This window comes from Legionella bozemanae (assembly GCF_900450575.1).
Lineage (GTDB): Bacteria > Pseudomonadota > Gammaproteobacteria > Legionellales > Legionellaceae > Legionella > Legionella bozemanae.
This window is the reverse complement of the sequence record NZ_UGGY01000001.1, coordinates 3,634,823-3,650,859: the sequence shown is the minus strand read 5'-3', so window position 1 is coordinate 3,650,859 and position 16,037 is coordinate 3,634,823. Positions and strand designations below refer to the sequence as shown.

Genomic DNA, 16,037 nt, shown 5'->3' with positions numbered 1-16,037 from the left:
GGATATTTAGCATGCAACACAAGCAAGAATTTAATGAACATTTCAAAATAATCCTCCTAGGTGATAACTTTGTCGGAAAATCGTGTTTGCTGCACACCTATTGCGGCGGTAATGTTTATAGTTCCGACGAGTACATGGACACAATGGGGGTTGACCAACAAATTAAACGGCTTAACGCGTTTAATAAAATAATTCAATTGCGTATCTGGGATGCTTCGGGAACTCCAAGACTGCACAAAATAGTCTCACCCTATTTTCGGCATGTTGATGGTGCCTTGATTTGTTTTGACTTAACCAATAAAACCTCTTTGCAGCATACGAAAGAACATATTGCGCGTTTAAAGGAAATTAAAAAAAATGTTCCTATGATACTTGTTGGTTGTAAAGCAGATTTGGGGCAATGTAGAGATATATACTCTGAAGAAGCAAGGAAATGGGCTAGCGAACTGGGACTTATTTATATAGAGGTTTCTTCTCTAAAAAAAGAAAATATAGCACAACCATTTACACAAATTACAGACCAAATATATATTGCCAATCAACTCCATAAGCTAAAACCTAAATTAGAAGAATCTTTGAATGGTTATTTAAAATTAATTAACCCCAAGAACCGTTCAAGTTTTTTTGCAGAACAGAACTTGGATTTGACCAAAGAAGGTGCACTAAGAGAAGAGTATAAAATGCTTTTTGATACATTGTTTCACTTGCGTAGTGTGGACGAGTTGGTTGAGGTGCATAGAAAAACAGCAGAACTTCTTGAACGTGCTGATCAACTTTATAAACAAGACAGTCCTTTTTTAAGTACCTTTGTATCAAGTTCACTCTCAACTGCACTGAAGCAAACATTAGATGTGTTAAGCGGATTATTGGCACATTTATCCGTTGCAAAAGAAGAACTGAAACAGCAAAAACCAGGAATATCTACAAGCTTGCTTTAACGCTTATTTGAAGGGAGACTGCAATAAAAGTGAAAATTAATTGTTGTTAAATCAATAACTTGGTTTGACGCTATAGTGGCTTCTTGACATAATTGATTATTGGATATGGTCTTTTTTCATCATTTATGAAAATCAATGAAGGCCTTAGATGGCTTAAATGGGGAATAATTATTGCTTTGATTACTGTTGCCTGGTTTTTTCAGCATGAAATTCCTACTCTAATCCATTGGTTGCGTTCATTAGGTTATCTAGCGGTTATTGGTTTTTGCTTACTTTATTGTTTTGCCTCTCTATTATTTTTACCAAACTTGCCAATTATTCTTGCAGCGGGTGCCTTATTTGGATTTTATTGGGGATTGGTGCTGAATTTATTGAGCGCACTACTCAGTGCGGTAATTGCATTTATGATTAGTCGTCATGTAGGGCTTGCTTGGTTATCAGGCAAAAAGAAACAACAATTAGATGGTTGGCTAAGACATATAGATTCTTATGGATGGAAATCACTCGCTTTGTGTCGTTTAGTCCCTTTTCTACCCTGTGCCATGATAAATTACGGGTATGGTTTCACCCAAATTAAAACTTCAGTATTTATACTAACAAGTTTTATTTTTTTTATTCCACTGAAAGTTGTGGAAACCTATTGTGGCTATTTGAGCGCAAATTTTTAAAACTTAATCTACTTAGTTAGGGATGACAGCTTTTTAGAGATGGCATCTTTGTTGATTCGTAGGGCATGAAAATACCTACGTTCCGCGCTTTATGCGCGGAATCCAGCCCGGTCTTCATATGAGATCGACTGGATGTCGTCCATAAGGCACGGTAAGTAGGTAAAAAAGAGCTGTTACGTTCAAGACGACAATTAAGATTTTCGCGAGAGGTAATTCAATATTTCCAATAAACGCTCTGAGTTACCAGCCATTTGTAAGTCCGTTTTATATTTATTATTAACTACGAAAGCAGGAACCGCATTAATTTGATAAGTTCCCATGAGACTCATCCCATTTTGCACGCGCATATCAATTGCTGGGGAGTTTTCAAAGGCACTTTTAGCAATTTCTTTATCAACGCCTTGAGTAACAAAGAAATTGATCATCGCTTGTTTTGAATCCAGTGGTTTTCTGTCTTCTTGTATGGTTTTAAAGAGTAAAGGATTCATTTTATCAGAAAGCGCAAGGGTCTTTGCGGTATAGTAGGCTTTAGCATAGAGTTCCCAGGATGGTTTGAATACTACAGGAACGCGTTCGAATTGAATGTTATTACCCATTTTACTAACCCATGCATCCAGAGGCGCTTCTATTTTGTAACACCAAGGACAACCATAACTAAAAAACTCTTCAATGATGGGGGGGTTATTTTTATTATTTGTTGCTTGGGGATTGGTAACGATTTGATAATCTTTACCTTCAACAAATGACGCGGCTAAGGCTATTGCTGGAAAAAGAAAAAATACAGCGATTAATTTTTTTAACATAATTTAGTTCCCTAATGTAACCCTTCAATATAATGTGCAACTGCTTCCATATCATCTTGACTCATTCTACTGCTAATATCTTGCATGATATGGTTTAAATCATTTTTTCGCTTACCGTCTTTAAATGCATTTAATTGCAACACGGTATAAGCCGCATGTTGGCCAGAAAGCACCGGGAAGCCAGCCGGAGCGTTACCTGTACCTTTAGGACCATGGCAGGCGATACACGCCGTAATCCTTTTTGCAAAATCTCCCCCGCGGTAGATTTGCTCACCTCGTTTAAGAAATTTTTCGGGAGTGCTGCCTTGAGCCAGAGGCATTTTAGCATAATATACTGCCAAGTCATCCATATCTTGCTCGTTTAGGGCGGCAACGAGCGCCTTCATTGTAGGTGCATCACGTAAATTACTGTCTTTCATGTCGTGCAATTGTTTTATAAAATATTTGGGATGTTGTCCCGCGATATTAGGCCATTGGGGATTTGCACTATTGCCTTCTTGACCATGGCATGCAGTACACACTACTGCTTTTTTCATTGTGGAGGGATTTTCTTGGGCAAAAAGGACTAATGGAATAAACAGAATAAAAGTGAGTACAAATTTTTTCATCGATTTCTCATAATAAATTTACGAAGTAATGGTACACTGCCTTGGTTGAAATACCAAAATATTATAATTCTTATGTCAGAAAATCCTTATTCTAAAGCAGTATTCTTAAAAAGCGCAGCACGCGTATCTCAATTGCCTGAGGATTCAGGATATGAGGTTGCTTTTGCTGGCCGTTCAAACGCGGGAAAATCAAGTGCCTTGAATTGTTTAACAGGCATTAAAAATTTGGCGCGAACCAGTAAAACCCCTGGACGTACGCAATTAATTAATCTATTTGAAATCGATGAAGTACGTCGCCTTGTCGATCTACCAGGTTACGGTTATGCCAAAGTTGCTTTGCACGTGAAAATGGATTGGCAAAAAAATTTGGCCCATTATCTTGAAGTCAGGCAAAGTTTAAAAGGTCTGATTTTATTAATGGATATTCGCCATCCTTTAAAAGATTTAGATCTGATGATGGTCGATTGGGCTTTGGAACGCGAGCTCCCAGTCCATATTTTACTGACTAAATCAGATAAATTAAGCCGTAGCGAGGTAAAGAACACCTTATTTAAAGTTCGTAAACATTATGAATTGGCAGCACATTTGATTACGGTGCAATCTTTTTCTTCTTTGAAAAAAGAAGGGGTTCAGGAATTAATTGCTTTGTTAAATCAATGGCTTGATTTAGTATAGCCTGGAAAGCAAAAATTACAGTATTGAGCTCGAGCTGGCTCAGAAACCCTCTATTCTATTTCACTGATTGTTTTTAGAGTTAAAAATAGAGTTCTTTTTTAACTCTAAAAATTAAAAGCATTGTTCTTAAAATTCTCCTCATTGCAAAAAATACATCCCAATCCATGTGCATTGGCTGATGCGGATAATGTATTTATCACTTAATTGTCGCATTTTCCAATACTTTCTCTGCTTGCGCCATACGGTATTGTTTGATTGCATCCCGATATACAGGATATTTATTACCTAAAATCGTTACTGCCAAAATTGCAGCATTAATTGCACCTGCCTTACCTACAGCAAGAGTACCTACGGGGATTCCTGCAGGCATTTGCACTATGGATAAAAGTGCATCAAGACCATCAGTAAATGTCGATGAAGGCATGGGTACGCCCAAAACAGGTATTATTGTTTTGGCAGCAACAACACCAGGTAAATGAGCTGCGCCTCCAGCTGCAGCGATAAAAACTTCAACACCGCGTTGTTCTGCAGATTTAAGATAGTCAAACAAAGCATCAGGAGTGCGATGCGCTGATAATGCACGGACTTCATGAGGAATGTTGAATTTTTCCAGAGTCAGGCTGGCTTCTTCCATGATGGCCCAATCAGACTTTGATCCCATAAGTATTGATACAAGTATATTAGACATAATTCCCTCATTAATTCTATTTTATATTTATCTTTATTACATCGTAGCTTGAGTGCCGTGATGTAAAAACTCTGAGTTCCACGGCCATTGACTTAAAGATTCTTGTCATTCCCGCGAAGGCGGGAATCCATTCATAAATTGGCACTATGCCTTGTTAGAAATAGGTTCCGCCTTCGCAGGAACGACATCTTTTTCTTAAGTTAACAGCAGTGAACCTGAGTTCTATCAGTGGTTGCAATCCTGTTTATTGCTTCAACCAAAGCTGGCCCTTCCAATTCTTGTACTCTTGCTTTCAAAATTTCTGAAGTATCATTTGGTAAAACAGGGCATTTTTTTTGCAAAATAATAGGGCCCGCATCCACTTGTGCGGTAACAAAATGTACGGTGCATCCTGTTTCGACCTCAGCACCGGCTATAACCGCTTGATGTACATCGAGATTCATTAACCCTGCATAAGCAGGCAATAAAGACGGGTGAATATTGATTATTTTATTTTCCCAGTTGTCGACAAATTCGGCTGATAAGATGCGCATATAGCCAATTAATACAACAAGATCTATTTGATGGAACTTGAGTATTTTGGATAGTTCATGATCAAAATCGACGCGGCTGAGGCCTTGCGGATTAACGAACATGGATTTAATGCCGAAACGCGCTGCCTTTTCCAAAATGAGCGCGTCTGCTTTATTACTTAAGACCAGCTCTATGGACGCAGATAACTGCTGTTGCTTCATTGCAGCGACAAGGGTATTAAGATTAGTGCCTCGAGTTGAACCAAGGACGGCAATGCGAATCATGAGGTGCGTATCCTTTGCATGTGGTCAATGCGCTGCTGAATTAATTTTTTTGTACCTATATCCTGACGATGAAATAAAGGACCTTCAATTAATGAAATTTCATCCTCAGCATTCATTTCTGCAGCAAAAATCGAATCGGCAATGCCAACATAGGCGGCGGTGCGCGAACCTTCAGCAATAATTTGCTGATCGACCTGATTGACTGAAGAAAGATATAAATGATCTTGGCAAACTACCTTTGAGAAATCAACAGCAAAATTTTTCTTTGGCGCATCAGGATAACCTTCAGGAACCGTATATTTACAAACAGTAGCCTTTTTCGAGAATATGACGTGATCTGCGCTAAGGTTGTTGCTGACCATGGCTTGGCATAGGGCAACAAAATCGGACTCCAGAATGGATAACACGTTTAACGCTTCAGGATCACCAAAACGGGCATTGAATTCGATGACATAAATTCCATTTTTGGTGGCAATAAAACTGCCATATAAAATGCCAATATAAGGTTCACCACACTCTGCAGACAACGCTTGAAAAACTGCATTGTTAATCGCTAGAGCTTCTTGGACCTCATTTGCAGTTAAAAAAGGCAAACAATGATCGGTGTCTGAATAACTACCCATACCGCCGGTATTGGGCCCTTTATCACCATTATAAGCGCGTTTATGATCTTGGACTAAAGGCATAGGAATCAATTTTTTACCATCAGCGAAACACATAAAGGAAAATTCCTGGCCGATTAGTTTTTCTTCGATAAGAATCGTCTGTTTTTTATCGAGAATTTCCTGGCAAAAATTTAAGGCTTCAGCAATTGAATGCAGATGTTCTCCTGCAACTTTTACTCCTTTGCCTCCCATTAAGCCATTTGCTTTAATCACGTAATTGCCTTCGCCTAGCTCATTAAGAAATGTTTCAATGTGATTCAGCGCTGCGAATTTTTGATAACGCGGCAAACCAGCAATGTGATATTTTTGCATGAGATCACGCGCAAATTCTTTAGAGGTTTCTATTTGTGCCAATTCTTTTTTTGGGCCAATCGTAGGGATTCCTGCTTGCCATAATGCGTCAGCCATTCCTTTTTCAAGCGGTGCTTCAGGACCGATGATTGCTAATTCAATCCCCCAGAGCTTTGCCATGGACACTACTGCAGCGCAATCGGTAATATCGCCAACACCATATTGAACCGTTAATTTGTGGATTCCTGGATTGATCGCCGTGCCATAACAAAACAAGGAAGTATTTTGTGGGGAGCGGTGTAATGCTTTGATGAGTGCATGTTCACGTGCGCCAGAACCAATAACAAGAATGTTCATTCAATGATATCCTCTTTTTTTGCGGGGGTACTCAGCCTGCTGGTTTCTCGTTGCTGCTCGAGCTGTTTCATTTTTTCTGCAGTTAATTTTTTACAAAAATAATCGCCGTCCATGCACGCCATGCAGGGCTTTTTGATTTGATGTTCCCCCCGTCGGGTTACTGCTTCAATCAAATCTTCATGGGATTGATAAAGTAACACATCAACACCAAGATAGGCGGCAATTTCATCTTCACTTTGATTGGCCGCAATGAGCTCTTTACGAGAAGGAATATCAATCCCACTAAAACAAGGATTTTTAAGTGGTGGTGATGTGGACGCAAAATAAATGTTTTTGGCGCCAGATTCTCTTACCATCTTGACTATTTCCCGGGAAGTTGTGCCCCGGACAATACTGTCGTCGACAATCATCACCGTTTTATTTTTAATTTCGGTTCGTTGCGGCGTTAGTTTATAACGGATATTTCGACTTCTCGCCTTTTGATTGGGCATGATAAATGTACGGCCTATAAAAGGATTCTTATACAAACCCTCAGAGTATCTGATGCCTAACTCATGGGCAAAAGATAACGCTGCTGTATTTGCAGTAAAAGGGGCCGGAATGACGATATCCGGGATGAGATCAGGGTATTTTTTCTTCCACTGAAGCGCCAGATTTTGCCCCATACGTAGACGAGATCGGTACACGCTGACGTTATTGAGTGTTGCATCCGGACGGGCAAAATAAACATACTCAAACACACAAGGTTTAAATTCTTCGGTTTTCAGAACCCTGCGGTGTAATGTCCCATTAAGATCCACATAGGCTACTTCACCGGGTAAAATATCTCCCTTAGGTTCAAAGCCTAAGGCATAAAAAGGGGTTGTTTCTGATGCGAAAATAGTGTCTATAGTTCCATCTGGATTTTCACGCGTTCCCCAAACTAAAGGGCGAATACCATGAGGATCACGGAACGCAACAAGTCCCTTACCAATAATCACGGAAACAATGGAATAAGCCCCTTCAATTCGTTCAAAAATATGCGCGACTGCTTGCGTCAGCAATTCGAAAAAACTGTCATTATTTTCTTCGTTACTGGACGCATTGCTGGCCAGATTATCTGCCAGCATGAGTAATAGGGCTTCAGAATCAAGCGTAGAATTAAGATGACGATGTTGCTTTAAACGAATCTCGTCAGCCAGTTCCTGGTAATTGGACAGATTGCCATTATGAGCAAGTGCAATGCCGCGTGGGCTGCCAATCCATAAGGGTTGGACATCCGTTGCAGTATAACCGCCTGCGGTAGGGTAACGTACATGGCCAATGCCGATATTTCCCTGCAACACAGAAACATTCTCAGGAGTAAAAATTTCGCGTACCAAACCTAATCCATGTTTCGTATAGAAGCGCTGATCACAGGTCAGGATGCCAGCAGCATCTTGCCCCCGATGCTGCAAGTGAATCAGGCTCTCATACAATTCGTAAGCTACGGGTTCATGACTGTAAATACCTACTATCCCACACATTTGGTTATGCTACCCCAAGTAATTTGCAATATGACGCATGATTCGTTGCTCAGCAGGTTCTTTATGGTCTGCAAAATTGAACCTTTTACCTGTGATTCGTTCATACAATTGAATATAACGTGATGAGAGTTCTTTAATTAATTCTTGTGGTGCTTGTGGAAGTTGCTCATCGTGATAAGGATCTGAGTTTTTTGCAAACCATAACCGTAAAAATTCTTTATCAATATTTTCTGGTTCCAGTCCAGCTGCAATGCGTTCTTGATAGCTGTCAGCCAACCAATAACGACTGGAATCAGGAGTGTGAATTTCGTCAACAACAATAATTTTTCCTTGCGCATCGCGGCCAAATTCATATTTAGTATCTACTAAAATCAAACCATGATCTTTAGCAATTTCAGCGCCACGCTCGTAGAGTTTAAGGGCTAAAGCACTGGCTTCTAGCCAATCTTCTTCAGCCATCCATCCTTCTGAAACAATTTCAGCCGGAGTAATAGGGCGATCGTGAATTTTTTCTTTGGTCGTCGGAGTTAAAACAGGTTGCTCCAATTTTTGATTTTTACTTAAGCCTTCAGGAAAGGTAATGCCACAATAGTTACGTACTCCATTTTGATATTGAGTCCATAAAGAAGTACTGGTCGTGCCGCTGATATAACCTCTGACTACAAACTCAATCGGAAAAACAGTACATTTTTTGGCAATAACGACATTCGAGTCGGGAACAGCAATAATGTGGTTAGGGATAAGGTTTTGGGTTTGCTCAAACCACCAGGCACTGGTTAAATTAAGTACCGCGCCTTTATAGGGAATGAGTGCGAGATGTCGATCAAAGGCCGTGAGTCTATCTGTAGTAATGAGCATAATGGCATCACCAAGATCATACGAATCTCTTACTTTTCCTTGATATTTTTTCCCTACAGGCAAATTCGTTTGATCAAGGCAAAAAGCTAAAGCTTCGCGAATTTCATTATCATAACGAGTGGTCGTAGCGGTAGCATTCATGAGCATAAGGGTTCCCGATAATGTGAGTTAATAAAATAGGGTCGATTAACGCAGAGACATTGGTTTCATCGCTGGTAAATTGCCATAAGACGCCATGTCTTATTTTATTTATTTTTTGTACTGCATAGTGGGTATTAAGCGTTTGTAGTGTTTGTTGCCCTTTCAAGTCTTCTTTTGCACGCACCAGATAAGCTAAAGCATTTTGAGAGTCAAGCTTGCTTGCAAACACTTCGCGTTCTTTTCGATCGGAATACAAAAGTCCCGTATTTTTAAGTTGGGCAAACTGTTCTGCAGAATCACATGCAACTTCCCAATGCTCAAATCGATTTACCGTTACTGGAAAACCTAATCGTCTTAATGTTTTTTGTACGGTCAACGCTTGGTTATCGGTGATAATCAGTTTGACAAGGCAGATATGGCTGCTTGGAATTTTGTTGAAATGTTTGGGGTTGACTGTCATTCTATTCACTACGTCTTGCGACTTGTTCGCGGGATCCAGTGCTAGTAGGGCTTCTGGACTCCGCGAACAAGTCGCGGAGCGTAGGCTAGTCGGAACCTCACCTTCACCCAGGCTGCATTGATGTTCCTTGATGTAATCACGCATGGACGCAAAAATAGGATCGCCATTTATCGTGCGCTCAGGATGAGGCATCATGGCCATAACGTTCCCAGCTTGGTTGGTGATTGCAGCAATATTACCTGCAGAACCATTTGGATTAATGGGGAAATTATCAATGATCTTGCCTTGGGCATCACAATATAGAAATAAATTTAAGCCGTGTTTTTCGATTTCTTTTAATAAAGAATCCGGCATAAGAAATCGTCCTTGCGCATGGGCAATAGGAAGATGAACTAAATCTGTAGTTTTAAGATGGCGGGTAAACGCATTATGCTGGTGATTTTCTGCCAAGCGCATATGCACCCAGGCATTATAAAAACCTGTTCCTACTATTTTGCCGTTGGCAATACGCTTATTTTCTGTGAGCGACATACTGATATCATTTTGGTTGAAACCGGGGACTAAACCGGATTCAACGAGTATTTGCGCGCCATTACAGATTCCCACTACGGGCTTCCCTTTTTCGCTCTGTGCTTTGATTTCTTGAATTACCGGATCAAGTGCGGCAATAATTCCTGCGCGGGAGCGATCTTCGTAGGAAAACCCTCCGATAAGAATATAGCCATCCAGGTGACGTAATTTCTCTAAGGATTCATTCCACAAGAATTCAACAGGCTCCATGCCCACACGTTTTACAGCAAGCGCTGTTTCGCGTTCACAATTGGATCCTGGAAATTGAATTAAGCCAATACGTATCATAACAGCGTCACCTTTTGCTCTCCTCTTACAACCTGTCCAATTTCATAAAGAGGGAAAGTAGGAAAATCGCGGAGTACTTCGCGAACAGGAGTGAGTGTTTGTGGTGCTATAAAAAGTACTAAACCTGCACCCATATTAAAGGTACGATACATGTGTTCGTCATCCAGGTGCCCCAACTTGCGTAACAAATTAAATATAGGCAGTTCGGGAATTTGTTTTTTATGGATTTCCACAGAACAATGTTTGGGTAAAATACGCGGAATATTTTCCAGTAACCCGCCGCCGGTTATGTGGGCCATGCCTTTAATGGGAATGTTTTTTTCCAAAAGACTTAAAACAGGTCTGGTGTAATTCAGATGCGGTGTTAAAAGTTCTTCACCAATGCTGTGGGAAAAATCTTGAAATTGCGACTCAACTTTATAGCCGGCTACATCAAAGAGTAACTTTCTTGCGAGTGAATAGCCATTGGTATGCAAACCACTTGAAGGAAAGGTGACTACAAGATCGCCTTCACAAATCTCTTTTCCTTCAATCGCCTTATTTTTTTCTACGACGCCAGTAATGACGCCAACCAAATCAAGCTCGCCTGGTAGATAGGTACCTGGCATTTCAGCTGTTTCACCACCAACTAAAGAAATATGGTTTTCTTTGCAGGCTTTTACCATGCCGTTAACGATCTGTTCGATGATTTCCGGTTTTAATTTATCGTTGGCAATATAATCGAGCAGGGTAAGCGGTTTTGCTCCCAAAACAATAATGTCGTTGGTGGTGGCACTTACTAAATCAACACCAATGGTATCAAATTTTTGCATCATTTTGGCGACCATCATTTTGGTCCCAACACCATCAATGCTTTGCACAAGAACTGGATGCTCATAATCTTGCAGCAGGTTTTTGAGATCATACATGGCACCGAAACTGCCAATTCCAGTAAGGACTCGCGGCGAAAACGTGCTTTCTACCGCTTTTTTAATACTACGAACTGCTTCATTACCTGCTTCAATGTCTACACCTGCAGCTTTATAATCAATAATTGACATTATATGAGCCTCTCAACTAAACCATTTTTCCAGGCAGTTTTGGCTGCACTGATTGATAGATTGATAACCGAATTGATCATCAAGTTTGGGGTTGCTGTTGTTTCACCTATAGCTTGAAACGGTACAGAATATTTATGAAATATTTGTTCCAGCGCATTTACTTTTTCCGGAGAGACTTCGAGGATAAATCCGCCGCTTTCCGAAAACAGTTTTTTATCATTAGGTAACTCTCCGGGAATAAAAACATTCACCCCAATTTCATTTTTAAAACTCATTTCTGCTAGGGCAACTGCAATACCGCCTTCGGAAATATCATGTGCTGACAAAACCAGGCCTGCGTGTATGGCTGCATGTACTGCGGCAATTTCATCCGCAAATGCAGCAAGTTCGGGTTTGGGTAATTGACTGCCCAGCTGATTGTGCACTTGGTAATACACACTACCGCCACATTCATCTTTGCGTGCGCCAATCATTAAAAGCACTGAATGAGTCTCTTTGAAATCATAGGTTACTGTTTTGGAGTAATCGTTAATCGCGCCAATGCAACTGATGATGGGGCTTGGTGGAATCGCACCTTGAGCCGATTCATTATAAAGAGACACGTTACCTGAAATAATAGGCAGGCTTACGTTGCGATCGGTAAACATTTTTACTGCAGCACATGCATCGACTATGCCACGTACTGAATCAACAAACTCGCCCATTTGTTCGGTATTTTCAGGATTACCAAAACACAGGCAGTCTGTTAGAGCAAGAGGCCATGCGCCCACTGCAATGATGTTACGTACTGATTCAACAACTGCATTGACAGCACCCCAATACGCGTCAATTTTGTTATAACGCGGATTATGATCGACCGATAAGGCAACAGCAGTTCGTCGAATTTCTTCCGGATATTTATCCTCATTAAATGGAGTAATCACTCCAGCATCGGCCCATCCTGGTTCAACGAATGAACGACCTTGGACCTGTTTGTCATAACTTTCGTAAATAGGGGCACGTGATGCAATGTTTTCATGAGCAAGTAAACTGAGTAATTCTGCATTGAAATCGCTTACTGGAATATGTTCTGGTTCACTATAAGTGCTTTGTTTCGTACTGAAGGGGCGATCATAAAGAATCCCTTTAGTAATGTCTTCTGCGCGTGCGGAAACAATTTCTTTGCCCTGGGCCTTCACCACATATAAACCATCGTTTCTTATTTGACCCACAACAGTTGCTTGTGCTCCATCACAGATTTCTGGAAGAGCAAAACGTTCGTTGTAATGTTTTAGGAAGGTATCAACCAGTTCTTTGGGAACAACCCACATGAAGCGTTCCTGAGTTTCAGAACATAAGACGACAGCGGGTAATAAATTGTTCATGCTGGTTGGCACCAGATCAAGATTGATTTCTGCCCCATAGCCGCTGGCTTCCGCCAATTCAACGCTGGCACAAGCAATTCCTCCTGCGCCCAGGTCTTTGAAGCCAACGCGATCGATTAGATTTTTTTCGCGCAGAAATTCAAACATGGCATAATTGGCTTTAAGGATATGGCGTTGTAAAAAAGCATTAGGCTCTTGTACCGCCCCTTTATTTTGCTCTTGTTGCTCTTCACTCAGTGTTGCTGAAGCAAAAGCTGCACCGCCAAAACCGCTATTGTCTGTAGGTTTGCCAACTAATATAAATTGATAGCCTTCTGCATTGGCTGGCGCATAGGAATGAATAATGTGATCTTCTCTGACGACCCCTAAAGTGACTACAGTGACCAGACAGTTTTCATTATAGGCTTCATCATAATAAGTATCACCACCTAAATTGGGGATGCCAAGAGGATTTGCGTAACCCGCGATTCCTTGAACTACTCCTTGATGTATCCATTTTGTTTTGGGACGATTAATATCGCCAAAGCGCAAACTGTCGGCAACGGCGATGACCTCCGCTCCCATACAACAGACGTCACGCACATTTCCGCCTACTCCTGTTGCTGCACCTTCGAAGGGTACGAGCTGCGAGGGGTGGTTATGTGATTCATGACTCACTACGATGCCATAGCGCCTGTTTTGTTTATCAATGGTTACAGCAACAATTCCTGCATCTTCTTTAGGGCCGAGAATAACGTGGGGTGCTTTCGTGTTAAATTGGTTAAGATGTTTGCGACTACTTTTATAAGAACAATGTTCAGAACCTTGGATGGACCATAAAATACATTCCGCATAAGTTGGTGGTCGCTTTAATAAGGAGTTCTGAATGGTAAGGGCTTCATCGGGAGTTAGGCGCACGCTAAAACGTTGGAGTAATTTGGCTATTTCCTCCAAGGACAGCTGAGAAAAATCAAAACAATCCGGGGCTTCTTGCATTTTAGGGGATCTGACCTATAGCTAAAACGTCACCAATTTTAATTGTTTTTCGCTTATAAAGCAATACATTTTTTGCATTTACTTGACAATTTGGTCAAAAATTGAGAATTTTGGGGCGAGTGTTTTTGTAACCTGGCTGCTGCCCAGTCCAGGTTCAAGAGAACAAGATTTCAGGCTCAAAAGTTCAAAAAAGTAATTATATTAAATAAATTTTCTCTTATTGCTTTATGCTGGAGATAATCACAAATTTAAAGAGAAATCTAGTATTACATAGATAAATCTATTACCACATAACAAATTTTTTATATCACGCCTACATACCGCACTTTATGCTGAGAGTTCCTCAAAAAATTAAACAAAAAAATACGTATTATACAGTCTGCAGTGATATCGAAAGGTTGTTATCCCTGCGCAGGGATGACGGAATGTGCAGGGATGACAGAATACAGGAAAATTTCGCATTGTTTAGGATTACTTCGATTCCTCCCACAATTTCTCAACAATTTGTGGATCTGCCAAAGTGGAGATATCCCCAAGCTCATCCAGACTCTGGATTTCTTTGCCTGCAATCTTGCGCAAAATGCGCCGCATGATTTTACCTGAACGTGTTTTAGGTAAATCATTAGCAAAATGAATGACATCGGGTTTTGCGATAGGCCCTATTTCTTTATTGACTTGTTGGAGTAATTGTTCTTTCAAGGTAGTATCAGCAGTGAAGTCCTGTTTTAAAATGACATAGGCGTAAATGCCCTGGCCTTTAAGATCATGGGGGATACCTACTACAGCTGCTTCCGTAACAGCAGGATGGCTCACCAGCGCGCTTTCGATTTCTGCAGTACCTAAGCGATGTCCTGATACGTTAATCACATCATCTACCCGTCCGGTAATCCAATAATCACCGTCTTCATCTCGTTTTGCGCCATCTCCTGTTATGTAATAGCCATGGTGTAAATAGGTCATGCAATAACGTTGGTGATCGCCAGCGATTGTTCTGGCCATAGAGGGCCAAGGGTATTTGATTGCCAGAAACCCTTCACCAGCCCCCGCTATTTCATGGCCATGTTCATTGAGCAATACAGGAATGACGCCTGGGATTGGTTGACGCGCTGAACCCGGCTTTTTAATCGGATCATCAGCTCTGGGACTAATCATTATTGCTCCGGTTTCAGTTTGCCACCAGGTATCTACTATTTGGCATCTGTTTTGCCCTACTTTTTGATAATACCATTGCCATGCTTCAGGATTAATGGGTTCCCCTACTGATCCCAGTAATCGCAAGGAACTTCGAGAACTGGATGCTAACCATTCATCGCCTGCGCGCATTAAGGCGCGTATCCCTGTGGGTGCAGTATAAAACACATTGACCTGATGCTTATCAATGATTTGCCAATCTCTGGAAGAATCAGGCCAAGTGGGAATTCCTTGAAAAATCAAGGTCGTAATTCCATTACAAAGTGGGCCATAAACTACATAGCTATGCCCTGTAACCCACCCTATATCTGCAGTACACCAAAATACTTCATCTTTTTGACAATTAAAGATTAATTCGTGCGTGTACGCTGTCTGCACCAGATATCCTCCGGTTGTATGGACTACCCCTTTAGGTTGGCCAGTACTTCCAGAAGTGTATAATATGAACAGAGGATCTTCTGCATCCATGGGTTCGGGCTCGCAGTGGGGGCTTACATTGTCCTTAAGCTCATGCCACCAACACTCTTTATTTTTATCAAAGGCACTAGAATCATCACTTGTTTTTATGAGTAGTCTTTGTAAGGGTAAATCATGGCATGCTTCATCAACCTGTTTCTTTAAAGCAATTATTTTACCGCCTCGACTGAAATGGTTTGCGGTGATGAGACAGGTACATTCTGAGGCGAGTATCCGTTGTCTTAATGCGTTGGCAGAAAAACCGGCAAAGATGACTGTATGTACTGCACCAATACGTGTACAAGCAAGCATGGCAATTGCTGCCTCAGGGATCATAGGTAAATAGATGGCTACTTTATCCCCTTTTTTTACTTTTAACTGTTTGAGCACATTACTCATACGGCATACTTCAGCATGTAACTCAGCAAAGGTCAGGGTTTTTTGTTGGGTTGGCTCATCGCCTTCCCAAATAATTGCTGGTTGATTCGCTTTTTGTGGTAAATGCCTGTCTAAACAGTTCATGCTGACATTCAATTTTCCCCCTTTAAACCAGGTTACATCACCGTGTTTTAATCCCCCAGTGAGCGCTGTATCCCAAGGTTGAAGCCAATCTATGGTTTGTTGCGCCACTTCAGACCAAAATTCAGTTATTGAATCTTCCGTTGGCGTTAATTTGGGATTGAATAAATGAGCATGCAT

General features: G+C 41.0%; 14 protein-coding genes. 3 read left to right on the top strand and 11 right to left on the bottom strand.

Going from position 1 to position 16,037, the window contains the following annotated elements:
- Positions 1–11 precede the first annotated feature (11 nt).
- Both DY223_RS16150 and DY223_RS16145 read left to right on the top strand, forming a co-directional pair.
- Entirely contained in the window at positions 12–938 is a 927-nt protein-coding gene (locus DY223_RS16150) for a Rab family GTPase (RefSeq protein WP_058458364.1), read from the top strand.
- 125 nt (positions 939–1,063) lie between these two features.
- Positions 1,064–1,606, top strand: coding sequence for a TVP38/TMEM64 family protein (locus DY223_RS16145; protein WP_058458365.1), 543 nt, complete (start codon positions 1,064–1,066; stop codon positions 1,604–1,606).
- 191 nt (positions 1,607–1,797) lie between these two features.
- Here the strand turns inward: DY223_RS16145 and DY223_RS16140 are convergent, their stop codons facing one another.
- Together DY223_RS16140 and DY223_RS16135 are read right to left on the bottom strand one after the other, a co-directional pair.
- Positions 1,798–2,409 carry a thiol:disulfide interchange protein DsbA/DsbL gene (locus DY223_RS16140; RefSeq protein WP_058458366.1) on the bottom strand — a complete coding sequence of 204 codons (612 nt, stop codon included), beginning with the start codon at positions 2,407–2,409 and terminating at the stop codon, positions 1,798–1,800.
- An 11-nt stretch (positions 2,410–2,420) separates the two neighbouring features.
- Entirely contained in the window at positions 2,421–3,017 is a 597-nt protein-coding gene (locus tag DY223_RS16135; protein ID WP_058458367.1) for a c-type cytochrome, read from the bottom strand.
- A 72-nt stretch (positions 3,018–3,089) separates the two neighbouring features.
- Between DY223_RS16135 and yihA the strand changes: the two genes are divergently transcribed.
- The gene (yihA, locus tag DY223_RS16130; RefSeq protein WP_058458368.1) at positions 3,090–3,692 is read left to right on the top strand and encodes a ribosome biogenesis GTP-binding protein YihA/YsxC; all 603 of its coding nucleotides are present in this window, start codon (positions 3,090–3,092) and stop codon (positions 3,690–3,692) included.
- A gap of 196 nt (positions 3,693–3,888) precedes the next feature.
- Here the strand turns inward: yihA and purE are convergent, their stop codons facing one another.
- From purE to acs, 9 genes are all read right to left on the bottom strand, one after another.
- Positions 3,889–4,380 carry a 5-(carboxyamino)imidazole ribonucleotide mutase gene (gene purE / locus DY223_RS16125; protein ID WP_058458369.1) on the bottom strand — a complete coding sequence of 164 codons (492 nt, stop codon included), beginning with the start codon at positions 4,378–4,380 and terminating at the stop codon, positions 3,889–3,891.
- A gap of 200 nt (positions 4,381–4,580) precedes the next feature.
- Positions 4,581–5,177 carry a phosphoribosylglycinamide formyltransferase gene (purN, locus tag DY223_RS16120; protein WP_058458370.1) on the bottom strand — a complete coding sequence of 199 codons (597 nt, stop codon included), beginning with the start codon at positions 5,175–5,177 and terminating at the stop codon, positions 4,581–4,583.
- Positions 5,174–6,490: a phosphoribosylamine--glycine ligase gene (gene purD, locus DY223_RS16115; RefSeq protein WP_058458371.1), complete on the bottom strand. Its 1,317-nt coding sequence runs from the start codon at positions 6,488–6,490 to the stop codon at positions 5,174–5,176. The genes purN and purD overlap by 4 nt, the downstream gene beginning before the upstream one ends.
- Positions 6,487–7,995: an amidophosphoribosyltransferase gene (gene purF / locus DY223_RS16110; RefSeq protein WP_058458372.1), complete on the bottom strand. Its 1,509-nt coding sequence runs from the start codon at positions 7,993–7,995 to the stop codon at positions 6,487–6,489. Before purF ends, purD begins: the two co-directional genes overlap by 4 nt.
- Positions 7,996–8,004: 9 nt before the next feature.
- Positions 8,005–9,000: a phosphoribosylaminoimidazolesuccinocarboxamide synthase gene (locus DY223_RS16105; RefSeq protein ID WP_058458373.1), complete on the bottom strand. Its 996-nt coding sequence runs from the start codon at positions 8,998–9,000 to the stop codon at positions 8,005–8,007.
- Positions 8,963–10,312 carry a phosphoribosylformylglycinamidine synthase I gene (gene purQ / locus DY223_RS16100; protein WP_058458374.1) on the bottom strand — a complete coding sequence of 450 codons (1,350 nt, stop codon included), beginning with the start codon at positions 10,310–10,312 and terminating at the stop codon, positions 8,963–8,965. The genes DY223_RS16105 and purQ overlap by 38 nt, the downstream gene beginning before the upstream one ends.
- Positions 10,309–11,352, bottom strand: coding sequence for a phosphoribosylformylglycinamidine cyclo-ligase (purM, locus tag DY223_RS16095; RefSeq protein ID WP_058458375.1), 1,044 nt, complete (start codon positions 11,350–11,352; stop codon positions 10,309–10,311). The genes purQ and purM overlap by 4 nt, the downstream gene beginning before the upstream one ends.
- The gene (gene purL, locus DY223_RS16090; RefSeq protein WP_058458376.1) at positions 11,352–13,691 is read right to left on the bottom strand and encodes a phosphoribosylformylglycinamidine synthase subunit PurL; all 2,340 of its coding nucleotides are present in this window, start codon (positions 13,689–13,691) and stop codon (positions 11,352–11,354) included. Before purL ends, purM begins: the two co-directional genes overlap by 1 nt.
- A 471-nt stretch (positions 13,692–14,162) precedes the next feature.
- Positions 14,163–16,037 (bottom strand): acetate--CoA ligase, encoded by a 1,875-nt coding sequence (gene acs, locus DY223_RS16085; RefSeq protein ID WP_058458377.1) that lies wholly within the window; start codon positions 16,035–16,037, stop codon positions 14,163–14,165.

Coding starts and splice junctions, on each gene's coding strand:
- purL (WP_058458376.1), bottom strand. CDS start 13,691: ATGCAAGAAGCCCCGGATTGTTTTGATTTTTCTCAGCTGTCCTTGGAG.
- purE (WP_058458369.1), bottom strand. CDS start 4,380: ATGTCTAATATACTTGTATCAATACTTATGGGATCAAAGTCTGATTGG.
- DY223_RS16150 (WP_058458364.1), top strand. CDS start 12: ATGCAACACAAGCAAGAATTTAATGAACATTTCAAAATAATCCTCCTA.
- DY223_RS16140 (WP_058458366.1), bottom strand. CDS start 2,409: ATGTTAAAAAAATTAATCGCTGTATTTTTTCTTTTTCCAGCAATAGCC.
- purF (WP_058458372.1), bottom strand. CDS start 7,995: ATGTGTGGGATAGTAGGTATTTACAGTCATGAACCCGTAGCTTACGAA.
- yihA (WP_058458368.1), top strand. CDS start 3,090: ATGTCAGAAAATCCTTATTCTAAAGCAGTATTCTTAAAAAGCGCAGCA.
- purN (WP_058458370.1), bottom strand. CDS start 5,177: ATGATTCGCATTGCCGTCCTTGGTTCAACTCGAGGCACTAATCTTAAT.
- acs (WP_058458377.1), bottom strand. CDS start 16,037: ATGCATGCTCATTTATTCAATCCCAAATTAACGCCAACGGAAGATTCA.
- DY223_RS16145 (WP_058458365.1), top strand. CDS start 1,064: ATGAAAATCAATGAAGGCCTTAGATGGCTTAAATGGGGAATAATTATT.
- purD (WP_058458371.1), bottom strand. CDS start 6,490: ATGAACATTCTTGTTATTGGTTCTGGCGCACGTGAACATGCACTCATC.
- purQ (WP_058458374.1), bottom strand. CDS start 10,312: ATGATACGTATTGGCTTAATTCAATTTCCAGGATCCAATTGTGAACGC.
- DY223_RS16105 (WP_058458373.1), bottom strand. CDS start 9,000: ATGCTCATGAATGCTACCGCTACGACCACTCGTTATGATAATGAAATT.
- purM (WP_058458375.1), bottom strand. CDS start 11,352: ATGTCAATTATTGATTATAAAGCTGCAGGTGTAGACATTGAAGCAGGT.
- DY223_RS16135 (WP_058458367.1), bottom strand. CDS start 3,017: ATGAAAAAATTTGTACTCACTTTTATTCTGTTTATTCCATTAGTCCTT.